This window comes from Autumnicola patrickiae, assembly GCF_031846525.1.
In the GTDB taxonomy this organism is placed as follows: domain Bacteria; phylum Bacteroidota; class Bacteroidia; order Flavobacteriales; family Flavobacteriaceae; genus Autumnicola; species Autumnicola patrickiae.
This window is the reverse complement of the sequence record NZ_JAVRHM010000012.1, coordinates 35998-57960: the sequence shown is the minus strand read 5'-3', so window position 1 is coordinate 57960 and position 21963 is coordinate 35998. Positions and strand designations below refer to the sequence as shown.

Below are 21963 nucleotides of genomic sequence, written 5' to 3'. Positions count from 1 at the left end.
ATTAATCTTCGGTTTCATCAAATTCTACTACTTCATAATAGGCTGCTTTAGGCTCATAATCTTCATCAAAAAGCAACGGATAATTTTTACGACCTTCTACTGGATAATAATCTAACCAACTGTATGCATCAGAGATATTCCAGAAAGTTAAACCGGTCATTACTTCTTTATAGTCGCGGAATACTTCAAAAAACATTTTGTATTTATCAACCTGTTTTTGCTGAAGCTCCGCAGTAAACTCATCAGATTCATCCGGTCGTCTCTCGCGTTGTTCCTTTTCCCACGGATAAATAGAAACATCCAGCTCGGTAATTTGTACATCAAGGCCTAACGAAGAATACATATCCATGGCTTTTCTAAGGTCTTCTTCTGAAGGATCAAAAATTGACCAGTGACCCTGGATTCCAACACCGTCTATCGGTACATCCCGGTCTACAAGCATTTTTAGTAGTTTGTAGATCCTATCTCTTTTTTCGGGAATAATTGCATTATAGTCGTTGTAGAAAAGTTTGGCTTCAGGATCTGCTTCGTGAGCATATTCAAAAGCTTTAATAATAAATTCTTCTCCCAAAATCTCAAACCACTCAGATTTCCTAAGGAACTCTTCGGGATCATCAGAAATTGCTTCATTTACAACATCCCATGCATAAATTGTGCCTTTGTAGCGGGAAACGACTGTATCTATATGATTTTTCATGCGCTTCAAAAGTTCTTCTTTGCTCACCTGCCCGCCGTCTTCAGCTTCAAAAATCCAATCTCCCGTTTGTTGATGCCAAACTAAAGCATGTCCCCGCATCTTCATATCATTTTCCCTGGCAAAATCGGCCATTTTATCTGCAGCTTCCCAGTTATAGCGATCTTGTTCAGGATGAATTTCTCCCATTTTCATCACGTTCTCCGGCGTAATACTGTTGTAGTGTTGAAGGATTAATTCTTTGGATTTTCCTTCAAAAGAATTTGGTGCAACCGCAACGCCAACCGGGAAATAATCTGAATAATAATCTTTAAGGCCTAATTCCTGTTCCTGCTCTTCAGCAGATGTTGCTGCAACTTCCTTTTTTTCTTCAGAATTGGATTTACAACCTGCAAAAACGATAGCGCAAATAAGTAAAAGGTTGAATTTTTTATAGATATTCTTCATCTGGTGATGTCTTGTTTTAAATTAGGCTGAGGTTATGCTTTTTTCGAGTCCTTTTTCAAGTCCTCTTAATTCGGCAAGACCTTTTAATCTTCCAATTAGTGAATAACCGGGATAATAATTTCTGTGATCTTCGGCAGAATGCAGGTAACCGTGGTCTGGCCGCATTGGCAAACTGATCTTTTTCTCATTCATATAAGCAAGGATGCGACCCACAATTTCGGCCATAGGAACGGCACCATCCAGGTGATCTGATTCCCTGAAAATCCCATTGTTTTCGTGCTTCACATTTCTTAAATGTAAAAAATGAATCCGGTCTTTAGACTTTTCGAAAATTTCGACAAGATCATTCTCTGGTCTGCCACCAAGCGATCCTGTGCAATAGCAGAGTCCGTTGGCGGGTATATCAACTTCATTTAAAATATGCTCAATATCGGCCTGTGTGCTGACTACTCTTGGAAGGCCCAAAACCGAAAACGGTGGATCGTCTGGATGTATCGCAAGTTTCACTCCTGATTCCTCGGCAACCGGAGAAACTTCAGATAAAAAATGGACAAGATTCTGTCTTAGTTTGTTATCGTTTATATGATCGTATGCTTTCAGTTGCTCTTTAATAGCTTCCGGAGTAAAACTTTCGGAACTTCCCGGAAGTCCCAGTAGTACATTTTTAAAAAGACGCTCTTTTTCTTCTGAAGAAAGTTTTTCACCGGTTTTTCTGGCTTCTTCTATTTCTTCTTCAGAATAATCTTTTTCAGCATTTTCCCTTTTTAAAAGAAAGAGGTCGAAAAAGGCAAATTTCGCCGGATGGTATCTTAAAACCTTGGAGCCATCTTCATTTTCAAAATCATGGTCTGTCCTAAGCCAGTCCAGAATAGGCATAAAATTATAAGTAATAACTTTTAGACCACATTCTGCTACATTTTTAATGCTTTGCTTGTAGTTTTCTATAAGCTGCTTATAATTTCCTGTTTGTCTTTTAATGTCCTCATGAACAGGAAGGCTTTCGATAACTTTCCACTCCAGGCCGGCATCTTCTATGGTTTTGATCCTTTCCTTAATATCTTGCACTTGCCATACTTCACCCACGGGTACCTGGTGTAGGGCGGTTACAATTCCTGTAACACCTGCCTGCTTTAATTCCTTTAAGGAAATTATATCCTGCGGCCCGTACCACCGCATGGTCTGCATCATGTTGTACATATTAAAATCCTATTGAGTTACCACCGTCTATAGGTAGTACGGTTCCTGTTGTAAATTTAGATTCGGTCGTGGCATAATAGAAAACGGCATCTCCAATATCTGAAGGTTCTCCCAGCCTGCCCATCGGGGTCCTGGAAAGTACTTTGTTTTTTCTTTCGGGATCGTTGTCCAGGGCTTTTCCAGACATTTTGGTTTTAATAAAGCCTGGTGCTACACAGTTTACCCTTATTCCATATTGGGCGAGATCTACGGCCATGGCGCGCGTCATTCCTTCTATAGCAGTTTTACTTGCAGAATAAGCAATAACTTTTGGAATACCGTATTGTGCAGCCATAGAACTGATATTTATAATGCTCCCGGAGTTCTTCTCCTTCATAAATTTAGAAACTTCGCGGCTTATTACAAAGACACTGGTAACATTAGTGTGAATGATGGACTGAAATTCCTCATCGGTCACTTCCATAAATTCCTTTTTCATATTGATCCCGGCGTTATTTACCAGGATATCGATAGCCCCTGCTTCCTGGGCGATTTTCGCCACAGCAGCAGGGATCTCTTTAAGATTATTCAGGTCGAGAATAAAAGGTTTTGCATTAGGACCGAGTTCTTCACAGGCCTTCATGGTTTTTTCCTCGTTTCTTCCGTTTACATAAGTAGTTATGCCATTATCACAAAACTTTTTTGCGGTAGCATATCCAAGTCCGGCATTGGCGCCGGTTACAATTGCGGTTAGATTGTTTTTCATTAAATAGAAATGTTGAATTCCGGCAATTCCTCTTTATTTATTTGCCGTAGTTATTTTAGTTAAATACCCACTTTGGGTTTAGAAATTAATTATTCCCATGAAGGCCTAATGCCTGGCGCAAAAGGAAATTCCAGGGATTTGTAATATTCAAGATCATGTTCTGGTTGAGGCACAGATTCTGGTAATTCCATATCAGAAAATTGCTGAAAATAGGAAAGACATGCATTCCTCCACCATTTCGCTTCTTTAAGCTGAATTTGCAAAAGCATAGAAACTTTTTTAAATCGCTCTTCATCCACGTATTCTTCCATATTGTTCCAGGTTTCCACCATTTCTTCTACATCTTCCACACCTTCCTGATAGGTGGTGGCCAGGTTATGCCATAGCGTTTCTCCATTGTCCATCTGGTAATCCCAGGGCAGGTGATGGAACCAAAGCAGATATTTCTCAGGAGTAGTTTCCGGGGAGCTGTATTGTTGTGCAATAGGATCTGCATACTGTGCAAGAGCGTCACTTCCGGAAATCGTACGATCAAAACCAATACCTTCTTCATCTGCTTTATGGTAATACACCGGATTCCATTCTGGTCTGGAAAGATTGCTCACCCAGGGTCCTGGTCCATAATGGTGGTTGGTATTCATAATATGATGTAAGCCTAGCGGAGTCATGTATTTTACTACTGCCTCACGGGATTTAATAAGTAAATCTGTCATTGGATCAACAAACTCTTCTTCGTTGGTGAAGGTCATTTTCAGCCATTCTTCGGCAATTCTTTCGGAGTCGAGGTAAGGATCCCAGGCAAGTCTTCCAAAGCCATACCAGCTGCTTTGTCCAAAAGGGTGGCCCGTCCAGTTTTTTGCAGTACCAATATTTGCAACTCCGGCTATTCCGGTAAGTTTCTTATTGGAAAGGCTACCATCAATAACTTTAGCTACTGTTGAATTTTCACCATTCACATAAGTATCTTCATCCAGCGTTTCTTCAAATAACTTCGGAAGGAATACCAGGTGCGAAGCAAATCCCAGGTATTCCTGGGTAATTTGAAACTCCATCATTAAAGGAGTATTTGGCATGGCGCCAAAGATTGGATGAAAAGGTTCCCTTGGCTGGAAGTCTATTGCGCCGTTTTTAACCTGAACCAGAACATTTTTCTTAAATTGACCGTCGAAAGGAACAAATTCTGAATAAGCTTGTTTCGCCCGGTCTTCAGGATCATGTTCAGAATATACAAAGGCACGCCACATCACAATTCCATCGTGCGGTGCAACTGCTTCTGCCAGCATATTTGCACCATCCACATGGGTGCGGTCATAATTGTTTGGTCCCGGTTGCCCTTCAGAATTTGCTTTTACAAGAAACCCTCCAAAATCTGGAATTTCTGCATAAATTTCATCAGCTTTATCTTTCCACCATTGTTTCACTTGAGCATTTAAGGGGTCTGCAGTGTCTACATCTCCGCTTTCCATTGGAGCAGAAAACCGTGCAGTTAAATACACCTGAATCCCGTAAGGACGAAAAACTTCGGCAAGTGCTTTTACTTTTTCTATATATTGTTCTGTAAGAATTAATGAATTTGCATTTACATTGGTTAGCACGGTGCCGTTTATCCCAATGGAAGCATTGGCACGTGCGTAATCTGTATATTCCGGCTTGATCAAATCTGGCAATAAGTGCCAGTCCCAAATGGAGAAGCCGGCATATCCCCGTTCTACAGTACGATCCAGGTTGTCCCAATGGTTCAAAACACGCTTTTGGATTTTTGGGGAGTCGATAATTGCCAAATTTGAGATGTCATTATGTAGTTGCATCTCTTTTATAAGTCGGAAGGTACCGTAGAGCACTCCTATATCGGTTTTGGCCGTAATAAGAATGGTTTTATTGCCGTCTTGGGTTGCACTTTTTATTATATAGCCTTCAGAATTGATGTTTTCGAGATCAGGTTTAACTGAATTGCTAAGATTAGCGGGTAGTTGGTCGATATTTGCCAAAATCAGGAGGCCATCACCGGAGTCCGCAGTTTCAAGTTCCTGATTAAAAAAAGAATTATACGCTTTAGAAAGTTCTTCGCGGGATGCTTCCAACGTCTTAGAATTCCCCAAAACTTTTATTCCTTTAACCGATTTTAAGTAAGATTGCTTAAGATCTGAATCCTCGATTTTATCGTATTGGAGCCATAAATTATAATCGGTTTGAGCGCTTGAAACCAGAGGGAAATAGCAGGCAAGCACGAGAAGGATAAATTTTATTTGGTTCATGGGATCTGTTGAAAAGTTAGGTAATCTTAAAATAATCGATTGCGATGGAAAAATAGGTAAAAAATGGATGTAAACAAAATTTTCGACGCAATCGGTTGCGTTTAGTATATATTTATTTCATATTTATTAGAATTATCTTTATATCTCCCTTTTATTCATTAAAACAATTATTATCCTTATATCTGAAAGTACATGGAAAATTAATGTTCTGAATGCAGCAGTCCTTCTTCTTGTTCTGATAAATTTCTGTCCTGTATAAGCCTAAAAAACTGGAAATCCCAAATTCTGCCTTTAAAAATGACAGCATTGGACGTAAATGATGGGGTAGATGATTTAATCGATTAATTGAAATGGATTAGACCTCAATAAACGCAGGAAATCATTTAGAATGGGTAAAATTAAGGAAGCGGATTCCGGAATAATAGTTTTTACGTAGTCTAACTGGTTTCCAGGAGACGGGTAGTATTTATTCTATTACTTGAGCTCCTTATAATAATTTCAGTATCCAACATCGTAATCTCAGAAATGTTTGAATCCAGCTTTTTCGAAGAGTGTTCCAGAATTCTTTGAGCAGAAATCTCACCCATTTTTACTGCAGGATGGGAAACTGTAGATAAAGCAGGCTCTACTACAGATGCCATGGGATCATCATTAAAACCGATTATTGCCAGCTCTTCAGGGATTTTGATGCCTCTGGCTTTGGCGGTTAAAATGGCGCTCACTGCAGCGGTATCATTAGAAGAAAAAAGTCCGTCGGGTGGTTGAGGTAAATTGAGAAGCGCTTTTGTCCCGTCACAACCTTCTTCGAAACTCATAGTATCCAAATCTATTATTAATTCTTCAGCCACTTCAAGATTATTTTCTCTAAGTGCATCGAGATAACCTTTTTTTCGAAGATTATATACATTTAGATGCTGGGCGCCTGCAAAATGAGCAATCCTTTTACATCCCTGATCAATAAGATGTTGTGTTGCTTTGTATCCTGCCGTATAATTGTCAATTATTACCCTGTAGGAATTAAATTCGACAGGTACACGATCCACAAAAACTAAAGGGATGTTTTGATCTATAAATTGTTTAAAATGCTGGGAGTCTCTTGTCTCCATACCAAGAGATACAATAAGTCCCGTAACCCTGCTATCGTACATAGCCTTTGCATTAGCGATTTCGTTCTCATACTTATCGTTAGACTGACTTATAATGACATTATATCCCGCTTTCCTTGCTGTTTCTTCCACTCCGCTTATTATGGAAGCAATAAAAGGTCTGTTAATCCTGGCAATTAAAATGCCGATGGTTTTACTTTTATTGTTTCGTAAGCTTGCTGCTAAAGTATTTGGTCTATAGCCCAACTGTTTGGCTATTTTCTGGATTTCCTTAGTTGTTTTTTGACTGATACTCTTGTGGTTATTAAGAGCCCTGGAAATAGTTGAGGGCGAAAACTTCAATTCTTTCGCTAAATCGTAAATGGTAACTTCTTTCTTTTTTTTCATTATGGGCTCTTAAAAGCTAAACAACAAAGGATTTTTTTGTTGCGCAGAACTTCAAATATAACAAATCTATGGAATACTAAGTGCCTACTGCCTTAAGCGAATACGAAAAAATTTAATTTTTTTCGTAAATGAAAGTGAATAGTGGTTGTGTTGCGTGAAATTTGTGAAAGTCTGTATGTTTCCTCCGGATCATTTCAGGTGATCCCGCAAACCAGGAGCAGATAGGGGGTGATACATGTGTAACAGGCTAAAACTCAAAGCTGAAGCCTTTTTCTGTCAATTTTCGATAAATCGTGTTGTCAAACTGATATAGTTTTGCTGCCCTGTGTGAGACATCTTTTTGTTTTTCATTAAGGTCTACAAGGAGTTTCATTCTAAGGATTTTTCTTCGGAAATTCGGTTTGTCCATTTCTATGTCCAGAATTTCTTCATATAACTGCATGAGTTGGAGCAGTGTGAATTTTTCCGGTAACAAATTAAAACCAATAGGGGCCTGGCGTACACGTCGGCGTAATCTTTTAAGGCTATAATCCAGGATTTCATTATGATCATAAATTAAATCTGGAATCTCTTTAATTTTGAACCACCTGGCTTCAGAAGCTGTAAAACCTGCTATTACGTTGTAATCTTCACGTTTTATAAGCGCATTGTATCCTATTGTTATCACCCGTCCTACGGGAAAGCGTTCAGGATCGCCAAAGGCTTTTAGCTGTTCCAGGTATATGTTATCAAGACCTGTTAGTTCGCGCAGGAGCCGTTGCGCTGCGGCATCTATTGCTTCATCTTCTTTAATCCAACCGCCGGGAAGCCCCCATTCACCTTTACGAATACCCCTTCCATGTTTCACTAACAATATTTCCAGACTGCCATTCTCAAAACCAAACACAACACAATCTATTGTAATTGAGCTCATTACAGGTGTTTCAACCAAATCACCCGATTCTTCTTTAATCAATGCTTTTTTCATCTTACAAATTGTGCTAAAACTTATATATTATTTTTCTTAACTGTTTTTTCCGAATAACGCGAAATAGACGATTGCATTTTAAGAAAAATTAATAAATACACCTAATTAATTGCTAAAGTAAAATTTAATATTTAAACTTGTGGTCATATAAACTATAAGTTTCTTTAAAGAAATCAGATAATATAACATGGCGACAGCAAAAATAAGTCAAAAAAGCGTTTATCTTATAACTATAGTAGCCAGCCTTGGCGGTTTACTTTTTGGTTATGACACGGCAGTTATTTCCGGTGCCGTAGGTGCATTGGAAGCTTCTTTTATTACTTCTTTGGAAAACGATACAGTCTTAGCAGAGAATAGTATTTTTCAGTTTAAAGTTATTCTAAGTATATGTATCCTGGCCATAGGTTTATTATTTGCGTCCTTTGTTTTGAAATTTTTTAAACGTAGTACTGCTTATATCATTATAGCGGGAATTCTTATTTTAGGAGGTGCTATATATTATTTCCAATTTTTGACCTTACCGGGGGTATTAACAGAGAATTTGAGAAATTCTATCCTTGGATTTATGGTTAGTAGCGCTCTTGTAGGTTGTATAATTGGTGCATCTATGGGGGATAATGCGGCAAACTCAATAGGTCGACGAAATGGTCTTATTTTATCTGCCCTACTTTTCCTTCTCTCTGCCTGTGGATCTTCTTATCCTGAATTCATGAACATTTTTCCGGGCAACGATTTAACTTCATTTATAATTTACCGAATAGTTGGAGGTATAGGAGTTGGGCTTGCCAGTATGTTAGCGCCGGTTTATATTGCTGAAATGGCACCTGCAGGAATTAGGGGAAAACTCGTTTCTTTTAACCAATTCGCAATTGTCACAGGTATGCTGGTCGTTTACTTCGTTAACTATTTTATTGTGAGTGGGCAAACTGAAGACTGGATTAACCAGACAGGATGGCGATATATGTTTTTATCTGAAAGCATTCCAGCCCTTTTGTTTTTGCTTTTCTTGTTCTTCGTTCCTAAAACACCACGTTTCCAAACGATGAAGGGGAACGAAAAAGATGCTATGAAGGTTTTGAGCAAACTGAATGGACCAGAAAGAGCATCAGAAATCCTGGCCGAGATCAAAGCTTCATTTAGCCGAACCAAATCTCACTGGCTTTCCTTTGGATGGACAGTAGTAATTGTGGGAATTGTGCTTTCTGTGTTTCAGCAATTCGTAGGAATTAACGTTGTACTTTATTATGCTCCGCAGATTTTTGAAGGAATGGGAATGGAGACCGATGCCTCTATGTTGCAGACTATTATAGTAGGGGCGATAAATATGCTCTTTACGATTCTGGCAATTATGACGGTTGATAATTTTGGTAGGAAAAAACTTATGATGATAGGAAGTGCAGTGATGGCTATTAGTATGATAGGTCTTGGTTTTGCGCTGTATTTACAGGTGGAAGGTTTGCCTGCGTTACTTCTTATGCTTCTTTATATCGCCGCTTTTGCAATGTCCTGGGGCCCTGTTACATGGGTGCTATTGTCTGAAATATTTCCAAATAAAATCAGAGGGGTTATGGCAGTGGCTGTAGCTGTACAATGGTTAGCAAACCTTATTGTATCCTGGACTTTCCCAATGATGGATAAGAACGAAGCATTGGTAGAAACTTTCAACCATGGCTTTTCTTACTGGATCTACGGAGTAATGGCCATTCTTTCTGGATTGTTTATCTGGAAATTTGTCCCGGAAACGAAAGGAAGAACATTAGAAGACATGGAAAGTCTTTGGATTAGAAAAAAATAATAAAAGTATAAGTATGTATTTCTTAGGAATAGATTTAGGAAGTTCCTCTATAAAAGTATCGGTTTTAGATGCTGATAAAGGTAAAATAATTTGTGCGGTCACAGTGCCGGAGTTTGAAATGGAAATTTCAGCTCCTAAATTTGACTGGGCAGAACAGAATCCAGATACCTGGTGGGGATATGTAAAAGAGGGTCTAAATGAGGTGTCGAAAAAGCACAATATCGACCTAAAGAAGGTAAACGGAATTGGAATCGCCTACCAGATGCATGGTCTGGTTCTAACAGACGAGAACCTGGAACCTGTGAGACCATCTATTATTTGGTGTGATAGCAGAGCTGTTGAAATAGGTAATGATGCGCTGGAAGCCATTGGGAAAGAGAACTGTCATAGGCAAATCTTAGGTAGTCCAGGAAATTTTACTGCTTCAAAACTGAAGTGGGTGAAACAAAACGAACCCGAAGTATATGCTAAAGCAAAATACATGATGTTGCCTGGAGATTACATAGCGGCAAAACTCTCCGGTGTTCCCCAAACTACTACTTCCGGTTTATCTGAAGCCGCTCTTTGGGATTTTCCAAAAGGAAAGTTAGCTTTAGAAGTATTGGAAAAAATGGGATTGTCTGAAGATTATATTCCGGAAATTGTTCCAAGCTTTGGACACCAGGCCAAAGTTAGCAAAGAAATAGCCAGCGAATTGGGTCTTAATCCAGATGCTGTTATTACCTACCGGGCAGGAGATCAACCGAACAATGCTTTGTCTTTAAATGTGTTAAATCCTGGTGAAATTGCAACTACTGCAGGTACTTCAGCAGTGATTTATGCGGTAACCGATAAGGATAACTACGACGAGCAAAACAGGGTGAATACTTTCTTACACGTGAACAACAATGAAGACCAGAAAAGAAACGGTATTCTGGGAATAATTAATGGTTCCGGGATTTTATACCAGTGGTTGCGTAAAACAATTTCTTTAGGTAATGATGAGCTTATTTCTTATGAGCTGTTAAACCGTGAGGCTGCGAAAGTACCTGCAGGAAGTGATGGTTTACGTTTTTACCCTTTCGGAAATGGGGCGGAACGAATATTTAACAACAAAAAAGTGAATTCGGGTATTGAAAACCTTAATTTTAATATCCATCAACCCCCTCATCTTATACGATCTGCCTGCGAAGGCATTGTGTTTGCTATGAACTACGGCTTTGATGTGATGAAGTCTTTAGGTACATCTGGTGAAGTTGTTCGTGCAGGAAAAGGAAATTTGTTTTTAAGTCCTGTTTTCAGAGAAATTTTTTGCAATACCACACAAGCTAATCTGGAACTTTATAATACTTCGGGCGCAGAAGGAGCAGCGCGTGGTGCAGCCTATGGTTATGGCTACTTCAGCAATCTTGATGAAGCTTTTGGAGAGCTGGAGATTGTAGAACGTATAGAGCCTGATAAAAATCTGTCATCTCAGTATCAGGAAATCTATTCAGAATGGAAAGAGAATATTAAAATAGAAAAAGAATAATTATGAAATCAAAAAGTCAATTTTTTAAGAACGTCGATCAAATTAAATTTGAAGGCAGGGAAAGTGATAATCCTTTAGCTTTTAAATGGTATGATGAAAATAAAGTTGTTGCAGGAAAAACGCTGAAGGAACATATGAGGTTTGCCACAGCATACTGGCATACCTTTAATAATACCGGAAGTGACCCATTTGGTCCTGGTACAGAAACCTTTGAATGGGATAAGAGTGATGATCCTATTACCCGTGCAAAGGATAAAATGGACGCAGCTTTTGAATTTATGACCAAACTGGGAACACCGTACTACTGCTTTCACGATGTAGATGTTGTAGATGAAGCACCAACTCTTGCAGAATTTGAAAAAAGACTGCAAACTATGGTGGAATATGCAAAGCAAAAGCAGGAAGAATCTGGTATAAAATTGCTATGGGGAACTTCTAATTTATTTAGTAATCCTCGTTATATGAATGGTGCAGCCACCAATCCAAATTTTGATGTTCTTGCTTATGCCGGTGCACAGGCTAAAATTGCTATAGATGCTACTATTGCGCTAGGAGGAGAGAATTACGTGTTCTGGGGTGGTCGTGAAGGTTATATGAGCCTTTTAAACACAGATATGAAGAGGGAGCAGGAACATTTAGGGCGTTTCCTAAATGCCTGTAAGGATTATGCCAGGAGCCAGGGATTTAAAGGAACATTCTTTATTGAACCAAAGCCAATGGAACCTACTAAACATCAGTATGATTATGATGCTGCTACTTCTCTTCATTTCATAAACAAATACGGTCTTGAGAATGATTTTAAATTAAATCTTGAAGTAAATCACGGGACTTTAGCCGGACATACATTTGAACATGAATTACAGGTTGCTGTAGATGCTGGAATGCTTGGAAGTATTGATGCTAACAGAGGAGATTATCAAAACGGTTGGGATACAGATCAGTTCCCAATAGATCTTTACGAAATTACGCAGGCTATGCTTATCATTCTGGAAGGTGGAGGAATCCAGGGAGGTGGAATTAACTTTGATGCTAAAGTCAGACGTAATTCAACTGACCTTGAAGATAAATTTATTGCTCATGTTTCCGGGATGGACATCTTTGCCAGAGGTCTTATTTGTGCTGATAACATTTTGAAGAATACGCAATATAAAAAGCTTCGAAAGGACCGTTATGCTTCTTTTGACAGTGGCAACGGAGCAAAATTTGAGAAAGGAGAATTATCTCTTCAAGATCTGAGCAAGATTGCAAGAGAGGCAGGAGAACCTCAGCAAATAAGTGGAAAGCAGGAATTATTTGAGCAGCTTATTGCTAATTCTATCTAGTAGTAAAAAATTTCTGATAATTTAAGTAAATAAGAGAGGCTGGCTAAACTCCAGCCTCCCTTATATATAATAAATTCTGATTCTTTTCTTTCCTTTACTAACTCATAATTGATTTCTAAAATTCAATTGTTGATCAGCTACCACACAATCGAATGCGGTAATTATAGTGTAAAGGCCTTTTTCCCTATATCAGTTGCGTAACCTTATTTAATGATCCCACTAATATTTCCATGAAGTACCTTCAAACCTAATTCTATTTATAAGGAAAGTCAGTTTAAAAATTGGAATGAGGTTCATAAAAGAAATAGAGAAGAAATTTTGCATAGGAAACCGTTACTCAACCTTTAGCATGGTAAAAACAGTGAATTCATTTATGTTGATTTGAAGGTAAATTTTTGGTAAGGAGTAGAATGAACCCAGGCTTTTAATATACTTTCTACTGGAAAAAAATGTGTGTAAAAGAAGATTGTAAATGAATTGAAGGCTTTTAAGTAGGAAAAGATGGGCTATAAAAAGTTACCAGATCAAATCTTTACTAATATCAGAATATTTAAGAAGAGAACAAGCCTCTCGTAGAGCAGGACGAATTATCAAACTAATTTTTCTGAATTTTAAAAGGTCAAATTTTCAGCTAAGAACCTCTTGAAACCTTAGTGTTTATGCACAATGCTTCAAAATTTATGGAGAGTTGCAACAAATGTGTTACTGCATTTAAATAAGGCCGGATATATTTGTTATTAAATCATTAAGAAATTCTAACTATAAATTTTTAATCAATCGATTTCGTAGTTCTTATACCATATCGAATTTTTTTCACAAAACCTAAACTCGTTAAAATAAACAATTTCCACAATGACAAATTATTTAATTAGTGAATTAAGCTCAAAAATCCGGGGTGTTCATCTCTTTGTTCTAATGAGCCTGATTAGTTTTTCAGCGTTTGCGCAAAGCACAATAACAGGAACCGTTACTGATGAAAATGGACCTGTACCAGGAGTAACTGTAATTTTAAAAGGAACCAGCAATGGAGTTGTTACAGATTTTGATGGTAATTATTCCATAAATAATGTTCCCTCTGATGGTGTTCTTGTTTTCAGCTTTGTGGGATACGAGACACAGGAGGTGCCTGTAAACAATCAAACACAAATCGACACTAGTTTAGAAACAGATGTATCTTCTCTGGATGAGGTTGTTGTAGTTGGTTATGGTACAATGAAGAGGAGTGATGTTACTGGATCTGTGGTCTCTGTTTCCAGTGACGCGATCGAGGAATCTATTCCTACAACAGTAGATCAGGTATTGCAGGGTCGTGCTGCCGGGGTTCAAATACAGCAAAACAGTGGTGCACCTGGAGCCAGTTCTTCCATTCGAATTCGTGGTATTAGTTCTATTACAGGTTCTAATGAACCAATTTTCGTAATTGATGGTGTTATTGTTGATAGTAATACAGGGCAGACCGGCCAAAATGCCTTTGCATCAATTAACCCATCTGATATCGTTTCCATAGATATTTTAAAAGATGCTTCTGCAACTGCTATTTATGGTTCCAGAGCGGCAAACGGTGTTATTCTTATTACCACTAAAAGAGGTAAGGATGGTGAAGCAACTGTTAATCTTAACAGTTATGTAGGTTTTCAGGAACTACCAAGACAGTTAGATCTACTAAATCTTCAGGAATATGCTATACATAGAAACACAAGGGCAGATTTAGGTATTGTTCAGCAGGACGATACTTTTATACGTCCAGATTTATTAGGTGAAGGAACAGACTGGCAGGACGAAATGTTTACCAGAGCAATGATGCAGAGCCATAACCTCTCTGTAACTGGTGGTAACGAAAAAAGCACCTATGCGATGACTATAGGATATTTGGACCAGGAGGGAATAGCCCTGGGTTCTTCCTTTAATCGTCTTAACTTAAGAGGTGTATTTGATTCGCAGGTAAAGGATTATTTGAAGGTGGGTATTAATTTTGCATTTAATACAATAAATCAAAATACAACATTTTCTGATCAATCCTTAATTCTTACAGCACTTAGACAAACTCCAAACGTTGCCGTGCGGAATGCTGAAGGTACTTTTGATGGTCCCGTTACAGACGAGTTTGTCCAGAACAACCCGGTAGGTTTGGCAAGTATTAGGGAAAACCGTAGCGAAAGCGCAGGAATTAGAGCGAATACTTTTGCTGAACTTGATATAGTAGAAGGTTTAAAACTCAGATCTGAATATTCTATAGATTATGGAGTTTCTAATGGCTACACTTTTAATCCATCTTATACTTTTGGAGCAATTGTAAATGATGTGAGAGAGGGTACGAGAACAAAGGGCTACAATAAATATTTTAACTTCCGAAATGTCTTGACCTATGATCGTGCATTTGGAGACCATAGTGTAAATGCCATCCTGGGACAGGAATATCAGGAAACTTTTTGGGAAAACCTCTACGGATATCGTGCCGGTTATTTAACAAATGGAGCTACAGATTTAAATGCAGGTGATGCCACAACCGCCAGAAACTCCAATGCCAGTTATACGAGTGCTATAAGTTCCTATTTTGGAAGGGCATTCTATTCATTTGATGAGCGCTATTTATTGACCGCAACCTTACGTTATGATGGCTCTTCTCAATTCGCCAAAGAAAATAGATGGGGATGGTTTCCTTCTGCTGCATTGGCGTGGAGAATTTCTAATGAAGAGTTTCTTAAGGATAATCAAACCATTAATAACCTGAAATTGCGTCTTGGTTATGGAGCTGTGGGTAACCAGAGTGTTCCAAATTATGCTTTTACATCAATTTATGGAGCATCAGCAACTCCTTTTGGAGCAGGCTTGTTAGCTGCAAATACTGCTAATCCAGATTTGCAATGGGAAACTACATATTCAGGCAACATAGGTCTGGATCTTAATATGTTCAATAACCGTATTGAATTTATTGCAGATATTTATCAAAAGAAAACAGATGACTTATTACTTCTGGCTCCTTATCCAGATTACTCTGGAACTTCAGGTGTAGGTGCTACCTCTGCTCCATATGTAAACATAGGATCCCTGGAGAATAAGGGAGTAGAATTAACTTTGAATACAGTTAACGTCGATGCGGGTGATTTCTCCTGGAGAACCAATCTTGTATTTACCCTAAACAGGAATGAAGTTCTGGCTTTGGCAACCGAAACTGGGATATTAAACAGAACCCTGCAACAAGGATCAGATATAACCATTGTGACAAGAACGGCAGTTGGCCAACCTATAGGTCAGTTTTATGGTTATAAAGTAATTGGTAGATTTGAAGATGCCACAGATTTCTATTACCGGAATGATGATGGGGAAGTAGTACCTACAGCTTTACCTGAAGACATGGAAATTGGTGAAAATGGCGTTTGGATTGGGGATTATATCTTTAAAGATATAAATGAAGACGGAGTTATTAATGAACAGGATCGTGATTATATTGGTAATCCACATCCCGACTTTACTTATGGTATTGGGAACACTTTCACCTATAAAGGTTTTGACCTAAATGTACAATTATCAGGTATTTATGGAAATGAAGTAGTAAATTATCAAAGACGGTTTTTAGAAAATCCTCGTGAGAATACTAATTTGTTGCAGACGGCTCTTGGTTACGCAGAGTTAGGTCTTATCGATCCTGATGGACCTAATGATTACCGTAATGTTCAAATAGTAGACGGAGACCAGTACATGCCAAGGATTGCAGCTTCTTCGGCAGCTTCCACCTCCAATTTCAGGTATAGTGATAAGTTCCTTGAGGATGGTTCTTATTTGCGCATTCAGAATATTTCCTTTGGATATAATCTGCCACGTGATTTTGTTGAGCGATTTGGTCTTAGCAACTTTAAGATTTACACGAACCTTCAGAATGTGTATACTTTTACGAATTATTCCGGGTTTGACCCAGAAGTAGGATCAATTAATCAGGATGCCCTTTTAACGGGTATAGATAATGGACGTTATCCTTCCCCACGTGTTTACACAGTAGGGCTTAATGTGAATTTCTAAAAAAAATAAACTATGAGTACAAATAAAATTTTTTACAAGCTTCTTATAGCAACGTTGTTCTTCGGTTCTTACAGCTGTAGCGACGACTTAGATATAGAACCAAACGATCAGATTGCGAGGGAAAACTTTTTTCAATCTGAAGCAGACTTTCAAGCCGCCACTGCACCGCTTTATAACAGGGTATGGTTTTCTTTTAATGATAAGTTCTATTTCGGATTAGGGGATGGACGTTCCTACAACCTGTACGCTCCATTTTCCGACTATGTGTATCCTTTTAGTGATTTAACTGAAACGGGATTAACTGGTCCTCTTGTTGAGGCATGGAGGTCATTTTACATTGTTATCCAGCAATCCAACAACACGATTGCTGCAATTAATGAAAGCAGCGTTAATGAAGAAACCAAAATGCAATATATAGCTGAAGCCAGGTTTATGAGAGGTGTGGCGTATTGGTACATAGCTTCTCTTTGGGGAGATGCAATTATCACGACAAGTCAGGCAGAAATAATTAACAATCCAATCGTGAATAAAAGCCCCAGAACCGATGTATTTGAGTTTGCTATACGGGATGTGGAATATGCAGCAATGCACTTGCCAGAACAAGCAGGACAATCAGGTCGTATAACTAAGTATACCGCCTATGGAATGTTATCCCGTCTTTATTTATCATATTCAGGACTAAGCGAGAATCCAAATAGTGGTACAAGAAATCAGGAACTTCTTGATTTAGCTCAAATGGCAGCAGCGACGGCTATAAATGAAGGTCCTTATTCTCTGTTGAGCGATTATTCTGAATTATTTATGATCGAAAATAATAACAATGAAGAATCTATGTTCGCTTTACAATGGGTGCCTAATGGAGAATATGGTGTTACCAACCCACATCAGGCATATTTTGCTTTAGGCTCAGAAATTACCGGAGATGATGCTGCATGGGGCTATTATACCAGGGCTTCTTATGATATCCTGGAGGAATATGAAAGGAATGATGTGCGCCGCCAGGCAACCTGGATGGCAGATGGGGATTTTTATCCGGAAATAAGTCAGGCAAACGGTGGTTATCTGGTCGAGCACGAAAACACTTATGTGAATGTTAAAAAAGGTGTAGTTGGTTCAACAAGAGATAACCCGAATATTACAAGAATGAACTCTGGATTAAATACATATATGTTAAGACTGGGTGAAGTGTACCTTAATTATGCAGAGGCAGCGCTTGGGAATAATGCTTCCACCAGCGATCCTACGGCTCTAATGTATGTTAACGAACTTCGTGACAGAGCTGGTTTAGCGCCTAAGACAAGCCTTACATTTGAAGATCTTTTACATGAGAGAAGGGTTGAACTGGCTATGGAAGGACAATTTTGGTATGATTTAGTAAGATGGTCATATTATGAGCAACAAGAAGTCATCAATTATATTGATAATCAGGAGCGGGCTGAAATACTTCCATTTACTTATGATGCTGAGACAAATACTGTAAGTTTGGATGAAACCCGTGACGTGGAAACCCGTGCCGTCGGAGATGCAGATGCAAGTATATTCTTTTTGCCTTATCCTGAATCTGAAGTAGTTCAAAACCCATTACTTCGTGAGGAACCTGTACCCTATGAGTTCACTGAAGAAAGACTAACAGATGAATTATTCTAGTGATAAATTGATAATGAATAAAAATAATATAAGATGAAGGAAAATAGATTAAATAAAAAAACCTGGGGTTATTTCTCTTTAGTGGGGATGATCATTTTTGGAATGCTGTTTACGGCTTGTTCCGATGATGATGATGCCGCTGGAGGAGGTCCAATAACTGTCGATGCAGTATATCTGCAAGATGTGGATTCTGATGTTCCGGACAGGGAAGTGACATTTGCACGTTTGGGACAGTTGTTGCGTCTGGAAGGTTCTGGATTTACAGGAGTAAGAAGAGTTTATATCAATGGTTTTCAGTCTTCATTCAATCCTGTTTTTGTTTCTGATAATTCCATGCTGGTTCGTGTGTCAGCAGATACACCTACCATAGAGGCCGAAGAAGATGTTCGTAACACTATACGTCTAGAAAAAGATAATTCTGAAACGGTGATTGAATTCGAAATTCGATCTTCAGCGCCATCTATTGATAGGGTTTCTCATACTTTACCTAAACCTGGAGAAGAAATAACCGTTTATGGCTCAGGCTTAATCGAAGTTAGTAGCGTTGTATTTCCGGGGGATGTTGTTGTAACAGAAGGAATTACTTATGATGAAGAAGATGGTGAATTCTTTACGGTTACTGTTCCCGAAGGTGTTTCAGAAGAAGGCGGATCGCTTTATATCCAATCTGCAAACGGAGCGGCTTACTCTCCGGCTTTTTTCCATGTGGAAAGAGGAGTTATTCTGAATTTTGACGGAATGGGGGAGATTGGGGAATTTGGTAATACAATTCGCCAGGGACAATTACAATCCGAACCCATTGGTGAGGGAAATGTTTCACAGGGAAATTACCTACCTATTCGCAATGATTCCATTGAAGCCTTTGGTGCAGGTAAAAATCGTGTAGCAGAAGTTTTTACTTCAGGTAACGAGAGCTGGCGTTCACAGTTGACCCCCTTTATTCCCGCTACCACACCGCTGGAAGAAGTAGCTTTTCAATTCGATATTTATGTTCCAGAACCTTGGGTTGGTAGTGGATATTTGAAAATCCTGCTAATAAACAACTTCAATGGAGGAGAATGGAGCGGTGGAGTATATAATTATGTCCCATGGATAGTAGATGGAGAAGTGGAGCCTTTTGAAACAGAAGGATGGACAACGGTCACCATCCCTTTCACAGAATTCTATTTATTTAGTGATGATGAGGATTATACTTTTGAAGACCTTCTGCAGTATCGGGAATCAGCTACTTACAAAAACTTTGGAATGTTCTTTGAAAATTCAGATTTCACCCTGGGTCAGGTTACCGGATCTAATAGTGAGGAAGAATTTCTTTCTTCTGATACCTCAGTACAGGTTTACACAGATAATTGGAGGATTGTTCCCTTAGAAACTCCTACTGTAACAGATTTTCCAGAATAATTAAAAAAATAATAAAGATGAAACATATAAAAATTTTATCCGTCTTATTTATTTCTTCTATTCTTTTCGCATCTTGTGAAGAAGAAATAATGGAATGGGAAGAGAGACCTGAAAATGAGAGGGTAACTACGGCGGATCTTCCTTTAGAACTGGAAGAAAAAATAAGCAGGTATGAGCCTCTTAAAACATATTCAGATTATGTTCTTGGAGCCGGTATTATTCTGGATCTATATATGAACAATGAAACTTACAGATCTATTGTAGACGAGAATTTTGATGAAGTTACAGTAGGTTATGCGATGAAACATGGCGCCATGGTAAATTCAGAAGGGGAAATTAATTTCGGTCCTATCGATGATTTTATTGCACTAACAAATCAGGCAGAAGTGGATGTTTATGGTCATACCCTAGTATGGCACGCAAATCAAAATGCAAGCTATCTAAATGGTTTAATAGCTCCCACGGTAATTCCCGGGTCTAGTGGAGCCAGTGCTTTGGATATTTCCGGATTACAGGATGGGTCATTTGACGGATGGGCACGTAATAATCCCGGAGCTGGTATTACTATTGCTGAAGACGAAGGTCTGACAGATGATTCTCAGGCGATACAGCTTACAGCCGGTTCTGGTTCAGCAGAACCTTATGATTTGCAATTGGCAACATCAGAAATTCCAGTCGTAGAATGGCACGAATATGAAGTTTCCTTTTATATCAGATCAGATCAACCGGGACAGGGTCGTATTTCTTTTAGTGGTTTAGAGAACAACTATCCTTATCAGGATTGGTATGGTACTGGAGGAGAATATACTGAAGCTTTTGAAACAACTTCACAATGGCAGCAGGTAAAATTTACGGTTAATGACTTTGCAGATACCAGCTTTAATTTATCTTTCGACCTGGGATATGTACCAGATGTTACTTACTACATTGATGTAAATAATATTAGTGTAGTAGATCTTGATGCTGATGCCGAAACTGTTAATTTGATCACTAACAGCGACTTTGAGGGCGGTAATCTTGACGGCTGGACTGGTCACGGAAATGAATCTACCAGATCCGTTTCTGCAGAGGGAGCTGGCTATGGTGATACTGGTTACGCCATGATTTTAACCAATCCTACTGAAGCTCAGTTGTACGAGGCACAACAGGTTTTTACTTTAGATGAGCCGCTAGAGGAAGGAACTGAATATACCATTTCCTTCTATGTAAAAGCAGATGTTCCGGCTACTATGCAGGTTCAGCTACAAAATGTAGATTATGCAGCTGATTATTCCGGTGGTATTGAGGTAGGTACAAATTGGCAACAGGTGGTAAGGACTATGACGCCTACTACAGCAGATCGTACAAAATTTGTATTTGATTTTGGACAAACTGCGACTACTTTTTATATCGATGACGTAGTGTTAACGTCTGGAGAAGTGGCTACAGGAACTGGGCCGGTGATCATTGAAATGTCAGATGAAGAAAAAGCTGAAATTATTGGTGCTGCTATGGAAGATTGGGTTGTGAGTATGGTTACTCGCTACACAAGTGAAGTAACAGCATGGGACGTGGTTAATGAACCAATGAGGGAAGGAGGTTCCCTTCGCGATGGGAATGTAACAGATCTTGCCAGCGATGATTTCTACTGGCAAAAATATCTTGGTAAGGATTATGCTGTGACCGCCTTTAATCTGGCTCGTGAGCATGCAGAACCATCAGATGTCCTTTTCATCAATGACTACAACCTTGAGGCCAGTATGGCAAAATTAGATGGACTAATTGAATATGTGCAGTATATTGAAAGCCAGGGAGCAACTGTTGATGGTATTGGTACACAAATGCATGTCACCTTAAATACAAGCAGGGATAACATTGTTGAAATGTTTCAGAAGATGGCCGCTACTGGGAAGATAATAAAAGTTTCAGAACTTGATGTTAGATTAGGGACTGCTTCACCAACAACTGCTCAATTAGCAGAACAGGCAGATATGTACCAATTTATTGTAGATTCTTATAACGAGTACATTCCTTCTTCTCAGCAGTATGGAATTACCATTTGGAATATTTCAGATAATCCTAATGAACATGAGTTCTGGTTACCTGATGAATCACCTAACTTATGGGATGCAGATTACGAGAGAAAACATGCTTACAAAGGAGTGGCTGACGGTTTGGCCGGTCGCGATGTAAGTGAAGATTTCACAGGAGAATTAGAATAAACTTTTAGCTTTAAATTAATTAACATTTTTTGAAGTAGTAAGAATACCGGGTGGAAACATCCGGTATTTTTGTTTATAGCAGCATGAAAATTGCCATTTTCGGGAGGCGATAATATTTCTAAAAATCAGGATTAGAATCAGTAAGGATTATAATTTTTTTGCTGAAGTATTCGTTTTTAGGAGACCATTCAAAAATGACAATTATTGATCGGCATTTTGTTCAGTTAAAACTAGTGTTCGGGGCATCAGAGGGTAATAAAGCAGCATGAAAA

Annotated in this window: 13 protein-coding genes; 7 read left to right on the top strand and 6 right to left on the bottom strand. The window is 38.7% G+C overall.

All coding sequences use genetic code 11. The annotated features are described in order from the left end of the window. Window position 1: 1 nt before the first annotated feature. The 6 genes from RM549_RS11375 to RM549_RS11350 all read right to left on the bottom strand — a co-directional run bounded on the left by RM549_RS11375 (window position 2) and on the right by RM549_RS11350 (window position 7798). Window positions 2-1141: an endo-1,4-beta-xylanase gene (locus tag RM549_RS11375; RefSeq protein ID WP_311684871.1), complete on the bottom strand. Its 1140-nt coding sequence runs from the start codon at window positions 1139-1141 to the stop codon at window positions 2-4. A gap of 21 nt (window positions 1142-1162) precedes the next feature. Further along, on the bottom strand, window positions 1163-2329 hold the full coding sequence (gene uxuA / locus RM549_RS11370) for a mannonate dehydratase (RefSeq protein ID WP_311684869.1): 1167 nt from the start codon (window positions 2327-2329) through the stop codon (window positions 1163-1165). Between the two features lie 10 nt (window positions 2330-2339). Beyond that, a complete protein-coding gene (locus tag RM549_RS11365) occupies window positions 2340-3083 on the bottom strand; it encodes an SDR family NAD(P)-dependent oxidoreductase (protein WP_311684867.1) in 744 nt (247 codons plus the stop codon). An 89-nt stretch (window positions 3084-3172) separates the two neighbouring features. Continuing rightward, a complete protein-coding gene (locus tag RM549_RS11360; protein ID WP_311684864.1) occupies window positions 3173-5338 on the bottom strand; it encodes an alpha-glucuronidase family glycosyl hydrolase in 2166 nt (721 codons plus the stop codon). A 437-nt stretch (window positions 5339-5775) separates the two neighbouring features. Next, window positions 5776-6831 carry a LacI family DNA-binding transcriptional regulator gene (locus RM549_RS11355; protein ID WP_311684862.1) on the bottom strand — a complete coding sequence of 352 codons (1056 nt, stop codon included), beginning with the start codon at window positions 6829-6831 and terminating at the stop codon, window positions 5776-5778. A 247-nt stretch (window positions 6832-7078) separates the two neighbouring features. Then, window positions 7079-7798 (bottom strand): NUDIX hydrolase, encoded by a 720-nt coding sequence (locus RM549_RS11350; RefSeq protein ID WP_311684861.1) that lies wholly within the window; start codon window positions 7796-7798, stop codon window positions 7079-7081. Between the two features lie 187 nt (window positions 7799-7985). On the opposite strand from RM549_RS11350, the gene xylE reads away from it, so the two are divergent. From xylE to RM549_RS11315, 7 genes are all read left to right on the top strand, one after another. After that, a complete protein-coding gene (gene xylE / locus RM549_RS11345) occupies window positions 7986-9593 on the top strand; it encodes a D-xylose transporter XylE (protein ID WP_311684860.1) in 1608 nt (535 codons plus the stop codon). Between the two features lie 13 nt (window positions 9594-9606). Next, on the top strand, window positions 9607-11103 hold the full coding sequence (locus RM549_RS11340) for a xylulokinase (RefSeq protein WP_311684858.1): 1497 nt from the start codon (window positions 9607-9609) through the stop codon (window positions 11101-11103). Window positions 11104-11105: 2 nt separating this feature from the next. Next, window positions 11106-12425, top strand: a complete 1320-nt coding sequence (gene xylA, locus RM549_RS11335) for a xylose isomerase (protein WP_311684856.1) — start codon at window positions 11106-11108, stop codon at window positions 12423-12425. 852 nt (window positions 12426-13277) lie between these two features. After that, window positions 13278-16442 (top strand): SusC/RagA family TonB-linked outer membrane protein, encoded by a 3165-nt coding sequence (locus RM549_RS11330; protein WP_311684853.1) that lies wholly within the window; start codon window positions 13278-13280, stop codon window positions 16440-16442. 12 nt (window positions 16443-16454) lie between these two features. Then, window positions 16455-18089: a RagB/SusD family nutrient uptake outer membrane protein gene (locus tag RM549_RS11325; protein WP_311684851.1), complete on the top strand. Its 1635-nt coding sequence runs from the start codon at window positions 16455-16457 to the stop codon at window positions 18087-18089. A gap of 33 nt (window positions 18090-18122) precedes the next feature. Next, a complete protein-coding gene (locus RM549_RS11320; RefSeq protein ID WP_311684849.1) occupies window positions 18123-19490 on the top strand; it encodes a glycan-binding surface protein in 1368 nt (455 codons plus the stop codon). Window positions 19491-19507: 17 nt separating this feature from the next. After that, complete coding sequence (locus tag RM549_RS11315) at window positions 19508-21691, top strand: endo-1,4-beta-xylanase (protein ID WP_311684847.1); 2184 nt, start codon at window positions 19508-19510, stop codon at window positions 21689-21691. Window positions 21692-21963: the final 272 nt, after the last annotated feature.